The sequence below is a fragment of the Cupriavidus sp. UME77 genome (assembly GCF_014170355.1).
GTDB lineage: Bacteria > Pseudomonadota > Gammaproteobacteria > Burkholderiales > Burkholderiaceae > Cupriavidus > Cupriavidus basilensis.
On record NZ_LZZU01000074.1, the window covers coordinates 75,728 to 88,936 of the forward strand.

Here is a 13,209-nt window from a genome sequence, read left to right on the forward strand (position 1 = left end):
TCGAGGGCGGGTTCGTAGTTTCTGAAGTGACGAGGTATTGAGTGGCGTTGGCTGAAACTTCCAACGTTGGTATCCCGGGAATCCACACACTCAAGAGTGGCATCCTTTCGGTGGAGGAGAAGGTCAAAAAGAGATCCGTTCAATTCTTTGCTCAAATATATTGAGCATGCTTTTGAGAGAAATTGATGAATCAGATCCTGGCAACCTTCGTGATCTCGGAGGATGTGGAAAGGCCAAAGACGGCGGGCGTGTGCAACGGGTATGCTCCACATCACAAGTTCGTGGCCGTTGACTACCTGGCAAGTGGAATACATTCCTATGAGGACAGCAATTTCCACTTTCCGGGTGAAAAACTCAAGGCAAAAATCAGCTTTGCAAGCTGGCAGTTCTTCTCAGACAAAATAAAAGTCGGAGACGAATTCGAGGTTCGCGAGAATGCCAGATTGATCGGCCATGGAAGAGTGGACGAGATACTTTAGAATACGCAGATTTCCGAATCGAGGCTCGGATTTCAGAAAATAAATAAAAATATACGCTTTCATGAACACCTTAGCGCCGATGCGTTTGCGTTACCTCTGGGTGCTATTTGCCTGCGGTGTGGCCTTGTCCGGTTGCGCCCCGATGATCGCAACAACACCATCTTCCGTCGAGCTTGCACAGGATGGCACTGCCGTGCGATCCATCACGATCCAGGCACCAGCAGTGATCCAGCTCGATACGGGGTACTCACGAACATTGGCCGCCAAATCCGTATGGAAGCCGGTTGGACGCGTGCCGCAAGGGGCCGTCTACCGGCCGGTCGGAACGATCTTCACGATCGAGGGCCGTCAGGTCCACGAAGCCTACCTTGTCCTCAAAGACAAAAAGCTGGTGGGCTTCTATTTGCCGGGGGAGCAGAACTATTCCCCGCTTTCAACCGCAGTACCGTTGACCTTTGGAGAGACTGAATGAAGCGAGTTGTACGTATGGCAATGGGTGGGATGGCGATGTCGCTGCTGATGGCGGGTTGCGCATCGGGTGTGAAGCATTCTGATATGGCGGCCTCGATCCCGACGATCAAGCCGGGCGAGGGGCGTATCTACTTCCTGCGCTCGGCGTCCATGTTCGGCGCCGCGATCCAACCGGACCTTCGCCTCAACAACCAGGTTGTGGGGGAGTCCAAGCCGGGCGGCTTCTTCTTCGTGGACCGGCCTGCTGGCAAATATGTGGCCTCGGCGGCGACGGAAACGGAGAAGACGCTCAGCTTCGCCCTGGATGGTGGGGAAACGAAGTATGTGCGCAGTTCGCCGTCAATGGGCCTGATGGTGGGCCGCGTGGTGCTGGAGCTGGAAACGCCCGACAAAGCCAAGGAGGAGCTGTCGTCCTTGAGCTATACCGGGGACGTGGTGAAGGCGTCGGCAAAGTGAGCTGGCAACTCAGGCTGGGCGGCGTCACGCTGGCATCGCTCGATTGATCGAGGAGCAAGGGTGGGCGAACAGCTTTTTTAGCGCCGTCCACTTCCCTCCGCTTTACGGGTGACGTTCCGCCGCGTCCTTCGTTGCGATCGCCCGGTGGCTGGAGGCTGCAATCCCGGTGGCACCTACGGCGACAGCCAGTGCGCGGCGGATGAGGATGCCGCCGCCGGCCCAACGGGCGTCGTCTCCGCTGCACGCGACGCCCAAATTCCCAATTATTCATAGTTTTCCCATGACATCTTTCTTGCCCCGCCGGTCATTGTTGGGTGCGCTGATAGCGCTACCGCTTTTGCTCACCGGATGTGCCGTAATGCCCGAATACGCGCCAAAAGGCGCCCCTGACACGCAGGCACGCCTGCGCATCAAAGCGATGGATATGTACGCGTATCCCGCTATCATCCTTGGGACCGTCGAGCAGGACAATGAACCCAAGCGGCAGGTGCTTGCCGTCTTCACGAAGGGATGGGCAGGGATCGGCAAGACCCCGAAGGAAAGCGAGCGCATCGGCATGCCGGCCTCGACAGATCAGGATACCAACATGCCCGTGCTCGAGCGCTACGTGAGCGCGGGACAGCCGCTCTCGCTAATGTTTGCGGCCACGCTTGACGGCACTCTTGTGTGTCGCGCGGCGGCAGTGATGACGCCCGAAGCAGGGCACGATTACGAGCTCGTCGTGCTGCTGCAAGCGACGTCGATTGGCGGCAATGGACGATGCGGACTGCTCGCGTATGAGCTCCAGCCTGGCGCAGGCCCGGACAACCGCGTGCCGTTCATGCTGCGGCCCCGCTCGGTGGCCGAACGCTAACTTCGCGGGCATGTAGCGCAGCCGCCGTATGCCTTATAGATTTCTTCATGTCGTGAATATGAGAACCACAACGCTTGTACTGACTTTGTGCGCCTGCGCGTTTGCGCTGGCCGGTTGCGCGGCCAAGTATCAGGAGCCGACGTCCGGAGAACGTGCAAGATTGCGCGTGGTCAACACCGGGCCGCGGGTCAACACGAACGTTTTCCTTTACCCGAATGCGCCGGCTGCCGCCACCTGCTTCGATTCGAAGGATACTATCGGGCGCATCAACATCGCTTTGCTCGATTGGGACAATGCGCTGCATAAGCACAAGCAGGGCGTCAGCATCGGTATTCCAGGCAATGAGGAGGAAAGGAGCGAACGCTTTGCAGAGACCTACATTCCTGCCAACCAGTCGTTCACTTTCGGCTTTGGTGGCGGCGGTACGCTGGTAGGTGTCGGCGGATCTATATCTGTGCGCGGCGGCTGTTCCAGTGAAGCATCGTGGGTCCCGCAGGCCGGAGTGGACTACGAAGCCAGCTACGACTGGAAATCCTGTCGCATGACGGTTTCAACGATTTCGACGCTAGACGCCACCAACCAGGTGGTGCGCGAACCGGCAAATGTGAAGTACCTGAGTTCGTGCAACCGCCTTCCCAAGCCAGCCAAGTGATTCGCCGTGCTGAACAATGCGAGCGGAGGCTGCGCCCATGTCTTTTCAGCTGAAGTGAGGATGCGACGCGGCATCTGGTTATCACCGAGGTGGATAACCTGTTGGCACGTGACCGCAACTCAGCGCCTTGGTCGCGCAGCACTCGCGATTGGATGCCCATTGGCGCCGTGAGCTGGGCGGCTTGACTTGCCCTGATGAGCCTGCTGCAATCACTGTTGTTTAGTGTTAGGTAGCCGCCTCGGACGAGGCGGGCTCGGATTTCGGGCTAACATTGCCCTCGCTACATCATGGATCGGAACAACCGATCGATTCCTGATTTCGAGGACGGGCTCATGGCGCCGCTCGGCATCAGTGTCCGATGCGGCGCCCGGCTAGGCAGCTGTTAACCTTTGGTTGACAACTGTCTCTGATCGTATGACGAAGACTAGTTGATAGAAATGGTGACCAAGAAAACCACGCCTAGCTGGAGCGATCTCAAAGCCAAACTGGCCGACCTCGACCGTGCTGGCATTGTGAGCCTGGTGCAAGACATGTACGCCGCCAGCAAGGACAACCAGTCCTTCCTGCACGCCCGCTTCGGATTAGGGGACGACGTCCTCAAACCATACAAGGCGACAATCGACCGCTGGCTGTGGCCCAAACCGTTCACGAACCATCGCCATTCGGTTGTGACTGCGAAGAAGGCCATCGCGGACTACAAGAAGGCCATCGGGCGGCCCGAGGGGCTTGCCGAGTTGATGGTGTTCTATTGCGAACGCGCGATCGGATGCGCCAACGAGGGCCTGGAGGATGAAAACTACTTCAGTGCGTTGGTGCGGATGTTTGAGCAGGCGTTGCTGGAGATCGGCAACTTGCCAGAGGCGCAGCGGCAGCCGCTGCGGAAACGGCTCAGGGCCGTAAGCAGCCTTGGACAGGATATTGGCTACGGCGTGGGCGACGACATGGGCGAGCTTCTTGCCGAGTTCGGTGTCGATGGATGAGCGTGATTCTGTAGCCGCACTACAGACTGAGAACGCTCGGCTGATTGCGCTGTTGCAGAAACACGGCATCGAGTGGCGCCTGCCGGCCGTGCGATTGCAGCCTCTGCCCGGAACAGAGTCGTCTCGTCTCTCCACGGACGACAAGGTCGCTCTTTTTCGCCGCTTGTTCCGCGGACGAACGGATGCTTATCCCATCCGGTGGGAGAGCAGGACTTCCGGGCGCGCGGGTTATGCGCCGGCGTGCGCCAACGAGTGGCGCACAGGCGTATGCGAGAAGCCACGCATCAAATGCTCGGACTGTGGCAATCGTCTGCTGATTCCACTGTCGGAATCGGTCATTTACGATCATCTGGCCGGTGCGCACACTGTAGGCGTCTATCCGTTGCTGGAAGACGACAGCTGCTATTTCCTCGCCGTCGATTTCGACAAGGCCGAGTGGCGCGAGGATGCGCGCGCATTCGTTCAATCGTGCGACGAACTGGGAGTCCCCATCAGCCTTGAAATTTCCCGCTCCGGCCAGGGCGTGCATGCGTGGGTGTTCTTTACGAGCAAGGTGTCCGCACGCGATGCCCGTCGCCTGGGTACGGCGATCATCAGCCATGCGTGCGCACGCACGCGGCAACTGAAACTCGAATCGTATGACCGGCTGTTCCCGAACCAGGACACGATGCCGAAGGGCGGCTTCGGAAACCTGATCGCCCTGCCCCTTCAGAAGAAGCCGAGGGAGAGCGGCTGCAGCGTGTTCGTCGACGCCAGCCTGCAGCCCTATCCGGATCAGTGGGCATTCCTGTCGTCCGTCCGGACAATGGCGCCACACGACATCGAGCCCGCCATCTTGCTTGCAACCGGTGGAGCGCATCCGCTGGACGTGACGTTCATTGATGAGGAGGACTTGGGAGCACCTTGGAAGTCCGCATCACCGTCCACCGGCAAGCTGTCCTTGCCGATGCCGGAGTCCCTCGCCGTGACACTGGCGAATCTCGTTTATGTCGAGAAGGCAGCCCTGCCGCAGCCGTTGGCGAACCGCTTGATCCGCCTTGCCGCATTTCAGAACCCGGAGTTCTATAAGGCGCAGGCCATGCGGATGTCGGTGTGGGACAAGCCGCGGGTGATTGGTTGTGCGGAGAATTATCCACAACACATTGCACTGCCGCGCGGTTGCCTCGATGCGGCGAAAGCGTTGCTCCAAGACAATGGCATCCGTGCCGATCTTCGCGACGAGCGACATGGTGGGGAGCAGCTTGAAGTGAAGTTCGCCGGCGAGTTGCGCCCGGACCAGGAGGCGGCCGTGGCCGCCATGCTGGACCACGAGGTCGGCGTGCTGTGCGCCCCGACAGCCTTCGGAAAGACGGTGACTGCTGCAGCGATGATCGCGCGGCGTGGCGTAAATACCCTGGTGCTTGTGCATCGCACTGAACTGCTCAAGCAGTGGCAGGAGCGTCTCCAGGTTTTTCTCGGTATCGGCAGGGACGTACTGGGTACCATTGGCGGCGGCAAAGCCAGGCCCACCGGCAGGATCGATATAGCAGTGATGCAATCGCTTTCGCGGCAACAAGAAGTCAATCCGCTGGTGGAGAGCTATGGACACGTTATCGTTGACGAGTGCCACCACGTCGGCGCGGTGTCCATCGACGCCATCCTGCGGAAGGTCAGGGCGAAGTACGTGCTTGGCTTGACAGCCACGCCGATTCGCCGGGATGGCCAGCAGCCCATCATCTTCATGCAATGCGGACCGATTCGGCACACAGCAGCTAGGCCAGCTAGCGCCCCCCATGATCTTGAGGTGATTCCGCGCATGCTGAGTACCCGCATTGACCTGCCGCAGGAGGCGGGGATTCAAGATGTGTTCAAGCACCTTGCCCAGGCTCAAGCAAGAACGGACGCGATAGCGGCCGAGGCCGAAGACGCGTTCGTGCAAGGTCGGAATGTGCTGGTGCTGACAGAACGTACAGAGCAACTCGATGCGATACGGGTTGTGCTGGAGGCGAAGGTGCCTGCACTGTTCGTCTTGCATGGCCGGATGTCGAAGAAGCAGCGTGCGACTGTTGTCAGCGAACTGGACGCGTTGCCTTCGGATGCCCCGCGCATTTTGTTGGCAACGGGCAAGCTGGTAGGCGAAGGCTTCGATCATCCAGCGCTAGACACATTGGTGCTGGCTATGCCAGTTTCGTGGAGGGGGACATTGCAACAGTACGCTGGCCGGCTGCACCGCGAGCACGCCACCAAGACTGACGTGCGCATCATTGACTTCGTCGACAGCGGCCACCCGGCGTTGTTGCGGATGTGGGAGAAGCGACAGCGGGGATATCGGGCGATGGGGTACCGGATGGCGCAGGGTTAGGCCTACCGGAGCGACCCACCCCACAAGCTAAGCCAGCGCAGCCAGTGCAGCCTCAAGCCAGCCATAACCAATTCTCTCCTGCTCCAGCCGCAGGTTCTTGCGCAACCTGTTGTCCCGCAAATCGTCATAGAGGGTGCGCTCTGCGCTGGTCAATCGAGGTAGTTCGCGTTGCGTTGGGCTCTCCTCGTCGCCCCACTGTGCTTCAAATGCCATGAGCGTGTCGCGGTCCATCAAGAATGACTCCACATGACCGAAACTGGCTCGAAGCTGATCGAGGATGGCAAATCCGTGTGTATCGATGTCTCCCCAGTAATGTAAGCGCCTGCGTGCCAGCCATGGCGCCATGCCCAGCATCTGGAAGCCATAGCCTGCGCCGAAGATGATGAGGCTGTCCGCTACCTGCGGGAATGCCAGGAAATTGATCTCGTTTTCAGTGATGAAGACGCGCGACGCCTCGGGCTCCAGTCTGGCGAAGCTGTCGACGTCGAGCGTGATGTCCTCGTAACCAAGGCCCATCGACAGCAGCGCGCAGCGCGGGTCGAGAACGCGCAAGCGTACCCGCAGGGGTTTGTCGCGGAAGCCGTAGCGCGCGGCAAATTGTTGGATGCCGATGCAGCTCCGGTCGATTGCTTCTTCGGGCAATACGCAATCGAGCAGCTCGGCTAGTGTGCCGCGGTGCTGCTCGATGAACTTGCTGTGCACCCCTGCGATGTCAACCTGCCTGAGGTAAACACCTGGGCGTGGGTGCGCCTGCAGCCAGGCAACAATGTCCAGCAGGCGTGGCCAGGCGTCGGCAAGCTCCAGTGCGCGCAGTGGCCGCTTGCCTATCCAGCTCATCAGTGCCGGCTCCGTTACGCGCGTTCTCTCCAGTATGGGCAGGAAGCGCGCCACCTCGCGGCGCTTGCCGAGCAGCGCCACGGCATCTTCCAGTGTGTCGACCCATGCTGCCGCGGGTACGGCATTGTTTCCGAAGACACGGTGCCGGAGCTCGCGCATCTCCAGCCGAATGTGCGGTACAGCCCGCAGTTCGGCGATCCACGCTCGAACGCTGTCGAAGTGTTCGGTGATTTCGGCCGAGCTCGGAGACCTGAGTGAAAGCCGCAGCGGGAAAAGGGGTTCGCCGCTGGTCAGGTTGGCCAGTAACGCGCCACGGTCCCATAGCTTTTGCACCTGGACACGCAGATCGGCGGCTGGGGTCCAGTTCATCCGAATTTCCTCGCTTTCTCCGCTTGATACTCTTCGATGGTGAGGTTGCGCAGCTTCGAGGCGCGTCCCTCCTCGTTGTGGACGAATCCCACACTGGAGACAAACGGCTCGATGATGTGGATCTTCTGTAAGGGCGTGACGATCAGCAACTGCAGGTTGAGTTGGGCGAACAGGCGCAGGCCGTACTGGGCGGACTCGTCGGAGCCACGGCCGAATGCCTCGTCAATTACCACGAAGCGGAAGGAGCGGGAACGCACAGCGCCCCATTCCAGCCCGAATTGATAGGCAAGGCTCGCGGCGAGGATGGTATAGGCCAGCTTCTCTTTTTGTCCGCCGGATTTGCCACCCGAATCGGAATAGTGTTCGTGCTCCTTGCCGTCCTCGCGCCAGCGCTCGCTGGCACCGAAGACGAACCAGTTACGCACATCGGTGACTTTCGCCGTCCAGCGCCGGTCGAGTTCACTTTGCCCTTCCCTGCCACGCAGGCGCTCAATGATCCGCTTCACTTGCAGGAACTTGGTCTCCGAATACTGTTGGTCATCCGAGCCAGTCAACGCGCCTTCGGTGCAGGCGCGCAGCTCGCTTTGGAAGTCACGAACGTCGGCGTCCGGCGTGGCTTGCGCTTCGAGTGCGATGTAGCGGCCCGGGTTGTAGTCGATCTGCGTGAGCGAGTCGTTGATGCGGGCAATGCGTTCCCTGATGGTCTCCCGCTCGCGGGACAGTTGCGATTGGAAATTGGCCACCTCGCGTATTGTGTTCTCGTTGAGCAATTCCTTGAAACGCGCCTCGAAGCGAGGCAGGTCGTCCGCCTTGAGTTTATCGAGCATGGCCTTGTATTCGGCGATTGCCTCGACTGCCACGTCGACCTCCTGCGTGTCTAGTGGAAAGGCCGTGCAGTATGAGAGCATCGCTTCGATAAGCTTATCTCGCAGTCGGTCGATCTTCTTGTTCTCAGCGTCGATTTGCGCTTGCAACCATTTGCGCATCTCGACCTCGTAATTGTCACTACTCTCGACCGTGAGCTGATGTTCGCCTAGCGCCTCGCCGCGTATGGCTGCGATGTGCTCGAAGTACGTGAGATGGGCTTCGGCGCCGGGCTCGTCTAGCGCGGCCTGGGTTTGTTCTCGGAGGGTTCCGGCATCGCTCTTCTTCTGCTCGGCCCGGGTACGCTTGTCCCTGTGTTCTTCCAGCTCGCCTTCGGTGTTCACCAGTGCCTGTTTTACCTCGCCAAGGCGCGCGGTCAATTGCTTGAGCACGTCGGAAGCTGATTCTAGCTGGTGCTTCTCTTCGGTCAGCCGGGCCACTTCGATCGCTAGGGGCTGCCAGTCTATCTCCTGGAAGTCCGTGAATACGTCCAGCTTCGACGTTGCCGTGAGCTGCTTCTTGAGTGCCGTCTGCTTGCCTTGCGTTTTGCCGATGGCAGCGCCTACATCGCCAATCTCCACTTCCAGCACTCTTGCCGAGCTTTCGAGTGTTGCAATCTTCGCGGCATTTGTCCAGCCGAGCACGTAACGGCTGCGATCGTCCAGGCGATGCCGGTCGTCCTTCTCGTGGCGCTCGCCGGGGGCCTTGATCTGGCCGGCGCGCGTGATGGCGCGCGTCTCGCGCCGGAATTGCTCTGGCGTGACGCAGCAGGCGACGTCGAAGCGGCGTGCCAGCTCGCGTTCCAGCCATGTGTAGAAGGTTGAGTCGGACTTGATGGCGAGCTTGCGCGCAAGTGAGTCGGGGCCCAGCTCTGGCAATTCCACGCGCGCTGTCTGGCGGACGCGGAAATAGACCAGGCGCCCCCGCAGGTGGGTCTTGTCCACCCATGCGGAGACGGCAGTGTAGTGTGCATCTGGCACCAGCAGTGACAGGCCGAAATTGCGCATCAGTCTTTCGGCAGCCCCCTCCCAGTCGCTTTCGTCTTCGCGCACCTGTATCAGTTCGCCGGCAAAGGGCATGTCGTCTTCGGCGAGATCCAGCGTCTGACACATGGCGCGGCGCATGGCGACCTGCTCGGCCGGGATGTTGCTGCGGCGGGCTTTCAGGCTGAGTATCTCCGACGTCAGGTCTTCGTGCTTTTTCCTGCTCTGAAGCAGATTGACGGTGTGGTTCGTGAGTTCGTTCTGTAGTTCGGCTTCCCGTTCGCTCAGGTGCTCAACTAGTTCGGCGAGGCGACGTCGCAAAGCGAGGAAGCCCGTCTCATCTTCCGGCGGGACTTCGCCAATGGCGGCGATCAGCGTTGCATATTGATCCGCCTTGTCCTTTCGCTTCTTCCCCTCGGCTTCAAAGCGCCGGATCTCGCCGGCAAGCCGCTCGATACGGTCGCCGCCGTTCTCGGCAATGCCGCGCTTGAGTTCGTCCTCTTCTTGGCGCTCCCTGTCCCGCAACGCCTCCAGGCGTTTGACGTGGGCATTCTGGCGATCCCACTCTTCGAGCAATCCGGCGATGCGCTTGTCGAGCAGGCCGAGCTTTTGCGTGGCGAAGTAGGACCGGAGCGCTTCACGGCAGGCCCGCAAGGCTTCCACCTCTGCGACGAGCGCCGAGTGTCGCTCGCCGTCGCTAATCAGTGGCGTGAGCAGTTCCTGCTGGCGCTTGGCTTTCAAGACAGCCTCGTGTGCGCGGTTCAGATCGTCGAAGTGCCCAATCAGGTCTAGGATGCGCTGCGCGACCTCGAACGGCTCCAGCATGTGGCTGCGAACGAAGTCGGTCAGGTTGCCGACCGACTTCATCGAGACAGTTTGGTGGAACAATTCCAGCGCCTGCTCGTTCTCGATGCCGAAACGGCGGCGGAACCAAGCCCCATATGGGGGAAAGCTGTCGAACACTTCCGCTTTGAGTGTGCGCAGCTTCTTGCGCAGGGCGGCGATGTCGGTGCCGAAGTCGGCAAAATCAACGGCAATGGAGAGATCGCGCTCAGCGCCGACATAGAAGCGGCCGGGCTGCCCTTGGGCGTCCTTGATCCAGAATACCTGGGCTAGCGTCACTGTCTGGTCATAGCCCGCGTTATGGAAGACGCCCAGGATGACGGAGTAGCTGTTGTGGTCGCGCAGCGCGACTGGCTTGGCGCTTCCGCTGATCTCATTGCGCTCCGATTTGTAGTGTCCTAGCACGTAAGAGCGCAGCGTGCGCTCCTTGGTGTCCGCGCCAGCAGCCTTGTTGTACGCGATGCGGTTGGCCGGTACCAGCAGCGTGGTGACTGCATCAACGAGGGTCGACTTGCCTGACCCAATGTCGCCCGTGAGCAGAGCGTTTCTGCCGTTCGGATTCATGATCCAGACGCGGGTATCGAACGTGCCCCAATTGAAGACCTCCAGCCGATGGAGGCGGAACCCGGAGAGTGTGTCGTCAGCAGCGAAGTCCAGGTTCTGGGACTGGGCATCATGCATCGTGTACCTCCGTCGAGATGACGCCCGCTTGTGCGCCGTAGGCGGCGAGCTGCGCGTCGAAGTCCGACAACCACTGTGCATCGACAAAGGCCTTAAGAATACGCCTGACCTCGAACTCGGCTACCTGGCCGCCGGTGGTCGACGTTGCCGATTTTAGGCGGCGCAGGAACCCCAGGTCCACGATCTTGTTCAGATGGTTCTCGATCTGATCTGTCAATTTGGCTTCGTTACTGCCGGCTGGCAGGAATACGCGCAACAACTCAACGATGTCATCCAGGCTAAGCACGAGCCGCGTATCGCCACCGCCCGCGTCAGACTCCGCCAGCTTCTTGCGTAGCAGGGCGAGCAGAAGGCTTACCGGGAAGGAAAGTGGGCGGCGAGCAACAAGGCGCGGCAGCCTCGGCTCGTTTTCGTTTTCGTTGTCCGTGCGTGAGCGCAGGAAGGCATAGCCTTCGGCCTCGTCTAGTATCAGCTCCAGGCCGAGCACCGTCACATAGTCACGGACGCGTGCCTGCAGGCCGAGCAGGACTTGCCAAAGCCGGGCGTCGCTTTCCCGGTAGATCACGCCCTTGAGCAGGGGAATCACCAACGCCGACAGGTCAGGGGCGCTAGCTGCATGTTCCGTGGCTTGCGCCGAGGCAGGCCCGTCCGGCTGAGTTTCCATGTGCTGCATGCTCACCTCACAAAAATGATTCGAGGCAGGCTCGCCTGTCTGATATGCCGACTGCCGTCCTGTGCTTCGACAGCCCAGCTCACGGACTCTGGCGTGCCTTCGTCCACGACCGTTTTGAATGCTTCCGCGCCGACCTGTAGATAGGCGACCAATTCGGCAAGGCCATGTTGCAACGGCTGGACCTCGCACAACTCGCGCAGGCTGATCTGGTTACGGTTTTGCAGGGCCTGGCGAATGTGGATGACTAAACGTGCCTTGTCGACAACCACTTGGGAGAAGAGCGCAGCGGCGTCGACGTCGGTATCGCCGGTCTCGAGCCTGGCGGCGTCGATGCGGGGTTTGACAGTGGGCGTGTATAGCGGTCGTTCCATGGGTAGTTCAATATCGGCCGCAAGCTCCGCAATCTGCATGAGTCCATCCGGCGGCGGAACTGCCCGCAGCAGCAGCGCCTTGGATTCGATACCGCGCAGTAAATCCATAATTCGACGGTTTTCCAACCACGCTTGGTCGTCCAGGAAGCGCCGCAGTTGCTGCGACAGTAGCGCCACGGTGCGCTGCGCGTGCTCGCCTGCCTCGAGCCAGTCATAGTGGACTCGGCGCATGCGCGGCTCTGGCCTGAGCTCTGCCACGGCGGGCAGGCTGAGCACGCTCTCGAGTAGGGAGGAAAGTTCCTCTTGCCGGGTGTTGGACATCAGGAAATCCCAGAACGCGCGAAAACTGCGGCCCTGGTCCGAGTCGGAGATGGCGTCGCGCTCGCCCATGATGTCGTGCAGCAATTCGCCCTTAGCTCCATCCCAGAGTGCAATTCGCTCACGCACGCGCCGGTCCAGTCCACGGAAGTTGTGCTCGACCTCGCGGAAATCTCCCAGCAACTCACGCGCCAGAGCCGTGAATTGCTGGAAGCGGTCCTTTAGTGCTGTATCGTCCAGCAATGCGATGTCGCCAGCAGCCACGCGGGAGATCTCCGCGTCTATCTCGTCGCGGCGCTTGTGCAAATCGGCCAGACGCGCTTGTGGATCGGCTTCGCTGCCTTCATTCATCTGTCTGAGTAATTCGAACAGCGTGAGTAGCCTCGATTCGGTCCCTACAAAGCTGCGTGCTGCGAGCGTGCCTAGCCACGTGATCGCCTTCTCGGTGGCAGGTGTCAAGTCAAAGTGCGGCTCGTCCGAACCCTGTGGGTAGAACTTGCGCAGCCAGCCCTTGTCGTTGGCGGCCCAGTCGTTCAGATACTCGAGCGCGGACTTTGGCAAAGCCTCGTCGCCCCGCTGTTCGCGCAGGGAGAACAATTCGTCCTCCAGCGCTTCGGCCAGGTCTGCCTGCGCCATCCCCCGTTGGTTGGAGGCAATGAACACGCGCTGGAGGAAGCTCGCGACTAGCGGCGCGTGCTCGGAACGCAGCAGCCGCCAGGCCGGATGGGCAAGGCGTAGCTGCTCGAGAGTTTCATAGTCGAGGATCATCAAGGCTCTCTGAAGTGGCCCGGGCAAATCGACGCATGCCCGTGCACTTGATTGCGCGTCATCAGTCTACCCCGTAAGTGACCAAATAGGCGCACAGATAATTCTCGATTTGCTGATTCCGCACGGCTTTCCGTTATAGGTCGGGAATTTCGGCAGGGCGATTGGGACGTGTCTGGCGAATGAGCGGATCAGTCGGATGGATGCTGCTGAGGGCGGGTTCAGAGCCGCCGTTTGCTGCAGGCCAACATCTGCATCGTGTCGCCGGGCGAA

At 60.2% G+C, this 13,209-nt stretch carries 11 protein-coding genes; 7 read left to right on the top strand and 4 right to left on the bottom strand.

Annotated features, from left to right (window positions below):
- Nucleotides 1–185: 185 nt before the first annotated feature.
- The 7 genes from A9975_RS29305 (at nt 186) to A9975_RS29335 (ending at nt 6,232) form a co-directional block, all read left to right on the top strand.
- Nucleotides 186–479: a hypothetical protein gene (locus A9975_RS29305; RefSeq protein WP_183035796.1), complete on the top strand. Its 294-nt coding sequence runs from the start codon at nt 186–188 to the stop codon at nt 477–479.
- 61 nt (nt 480–540) lie between these two features.
- Complete coding sequence (locus tag A9975_RS29310) at nt 541–951, top strand: hypothetical protein (RefSeq protein WP_183035797.1); 411 nt, start codon at nt 541–543, stop codon at nt 949–951.
- Nucleotides 948–1,406, top strand: coding sequence for a DUF2846 domain-containing protein (locus A9975_RS29315; RefSeq protein WP_183035798.1), 459 nt, complete (start codon nt 948–950; stop codon nt 1,404–1,406). Before A9975_RS29310 ends, A9975_RS29315 begins: the two co-directional genes overlap by 4 nt.
- Before the next feature lie 358 nt (nt 1,407–1,764).
- Nucleotides 1,765–2,259, top strand: coding sequence for a hypothetical protein (locus A9975_RS29320; protein WP_183035799.1), 495 nt, complete (start codon nt 1,765–1,767; stop codon nt 2,257–2,259).
- Between the two features lie 58 nt (nt 2,260–2,317).
- Nucleotides 2,318–2,911 (top strand): hypothetical protein, encoded by a 594-nt coding sequence (locus A9975_RS29325; protein WP_183035800.1) that lies wholly within the window; start codon nt 2,318–2,320, stop codon nt 2,909–2,911.
- 437 nt (nt 2,912–3,348) lie between these two features.
- Nucleotides 3,349–3,891, top strand: coding sequence for a hypothetical protein (locus A9975_RS29330; protein WP_183035801.1), 543 nt, complete (start codon nt 3,349–3,351; stop codon nt 3,889–3,891).
- Nucleotides 3,884–6,232: a DEAD/DEAH box helicase family protein gene (locus A9975_RS29335; RefSeq protein ID WP_183035802.1), complete on the top strand. Its 2,349-nt coding sequence runs from the start codon at nt 3,884–3,886 to the stop codon at nt 6,230–6,232. Before A9975_RS29330 ends, A9975_RS29335 begins: the two co-directional genes overlap by 8 nt.
- A 27-nt stretch (nt 6,233–6,259) precedes the next feature.
- On the opposite strand, the gene A9975_RS29340 is transcribed toward A9975_RS29335, so the two are convergent.
- From A9975_RS29340 to A9975_RS29355, 4 genes are read right to left on the bottom strand one after another with little or no spacing between them, the layout of a single operon-like run.
- Complete coding sequence (locus A9975_RS29340) at nt 6,260–7,438, bottom strand: Wadjet anti-phage system protein JetD domain-containing protein (protein WP_183035803.1); 1,179 nt, start codon at nt 7,436–7,438, stop codon at nt 6,260–6,262.
- On the bottom strand, nt 7,435–10,809 hold the full coding sequence (locus A9975_RS29345; RefSeq protein WP_183035804.1) for an ATP-binding protein: 3,375 nt from the start codon (nt 10,807–10,809) through the stop codon (nt 7,435–7,437). The genes A9975_RS29340 and A9975_RS29345 overlap by 4 nt, the downstream gene beginning before the upstream one ends.
- Nucleotides 10,802–11,473, bottom strand: a complete 672-nt coding sequence (locus A9975_RS29350; protein ID WP_183035853.1) for a DUF4194 domain-containing protein — start codon at nt 11,471–11,473, stop codon at nt 10,802–10,804. Before A9975_RS29350 ends, A9975_RS29345 begins: the two co-directional genes overlap by 8 nt.
- Nucleotides 11,474–11,484: 11 nt before the next feature.
- Entirely contained in the window at nt 11,485–12,939 is a 1,455-nt protein-coding gene (locus tag A9975_RS29355; protein ID WP_183035805.1) for a DUF3375 domain-containing protein, read from the bottom strand.
- Between the last annotated feature and the right edge of the window lie 270 nt (nt 12,940–13,209).

What these genes read in the sequence shown, in the direction of transcription:
- A9975_RS29320 (WP_183035799.1), top strand. Translation starts at nt 1,765, where the DNA reads ATGCCCGAATACGCGCCAAAAGGCGCCCCTGACACGCAGGCACGCCTG.
- A9975_RS29345 (WP_183035804.1), bottom strand. Translation starts at nt 10,809, where the DNA reads ATGCATGATGCCCAGTCCCAGAACCTGGACTTCGCTGCTGACGACACA.
- A9975_RS29310 (WP_183035797.1), top strand. Translation starts at nt 541, where the DNA reads ATGAACACCTTAGCGCCGATGCGTTTGCGTTACCTCTGGGTGCTATTT.
- A9975_RS29340 (WP_183035803.1), bottom strand. Translation starts at nt 7,438, where the DNA reads ATGAACTGGACCCCAGCCGCCGATCTGCGTGTCCAGGTGCAAAAGCTA.
- A9975_RS29315 (WP_183035798.1), top strand. Translation starts at nt 948, where the DNA reads ATGAAGCGAGTTGTACGTATGGCAATGGGTGGGATGGCGATGTCGCTG.
- A9975_RS29355 (WP_183035805.1), bottom strand. Translation starts at nt 12,939, where the DNA reads ATGATCCTCGACTATGAAACTCTCGAGCAGCTACGCCTTGCCCATCCG.
- A9975_RS29305 (WP_183035796.1), top strand. Translation starts at nt 186, where the DNA reads ATGAATCAGATCCTGGCAACCTTCGTGATCTCGGAGGATGTGGAAAGG.
- A9975_RS29350 (WP_183035853.1), bottom strand. Translation starts at nt 11,473, where the DNA reads ATGGAAACTCAGCCGGACGGGCCTGCCTCGGCGCAAGCCACGGAACAT.
- A9975_RS29325 (WP_183035800.1), top strand. Translation starts at nt 2,318, where the DNA reads ATGAGAACCACAACGCTTGTACTGACTTTGTGCGCCTGCGCGTTTGCG.
- A9975_RS29330 (WP_183035801.1), top strand. Translation starts at nt 3,349, where the DNA reads ATGGTGACCAAGAAAACCACGCCTAGCTGGAGCGATCTCAAAGCCAAA.
- A9975_RS29335 (WP_183035802.1), top strand. Translation starts at nt 3,884, where the DNA reads ATGGATGAGCGTGATTCTGTAGCCGCACTACAGACTGAGAACGCTCGG.